At 67.4% G+C, this 691-nt stretch carries 1 protein-coding gene; it reads left to right on the forward strand.

Features of this window, described 5'->3' with window-relative positions; genetic code table 11:
* On the forward strand, positions 1 to 691 hold a 691-nt coding region (locus D7X55_RS43820), incomplete at both ends, for a hypothetical protein (RefSeq protein ID WP_121725719.1).

Below are 691 nucleotides of genomic sequence, written 5' to 3' on the forward strand. Positions count from 1 at the left end.
GGCGAAGGGGCTCCAGGTGGAGTACGACCTGCAGACGCCGCTGTTCCTGGACCGCACGTACCTGTTCGTGTCACCCAACCGCATCCACCGGCAGGGGGACCCGCACTCGCCGCTGCCGCTGGTCTTCGAGGGCCAGTTCGCGCCCAACCTCTTCCTGCCGCAGTTGAAGCTGGACGACTTCAAGCAGGACGGGCGAGAGACGCTGTTCTCGGCGGTGTTCACGCCCAACATCCGGCTGCGGATGGCGAACACGGACAGCAACCCCATCCTGCCGCCGTCGTACCTGATGAAGTTGACGCTCCAGGCGGCGCACCTGCGCCTCCTGCACGGCCCGGACAGGGACAGCGCGCCCCGGGTGCTGGCGCTGGGGTTGAACGTCATCGCGGGGCACTACTCCAACGGCGAGGACGGGTGCTTCTTCGCGAACCAGACGGGAACCGACCCGAACTGCGAGCCCCAGGAGGGGACGCCGCCGCTCAACGAAATCACGGGGAGCTTCTCCACGAACCTGCTGCGCTTCGAGCTGCACGGCCGGCTGGGGTTCGCGGTGGATCCGCACCGACTGAGCGCCTGGCTCCTGGGGGCGAATGTCTTCTACGAATTGAACTCAGCGATTGGACCCGGAGGGATGAGCCCCGCGCAGCGCCGCGTGTATGGGAATGGGCACTGGGGGGTGGGACTCCTGGGGGAG

The sequence above is a fragment of the Corallococcus sp. AB049A genome (assembly GCF_003668885.1).
In the GTDB taxonomy this organism is placed as follows: domain Bacteria; phylum Myxococcota; class Myxococcia; order Myxococcales; family Myxococcaceae; genus Corallococcus; species Corallococcus interemptor.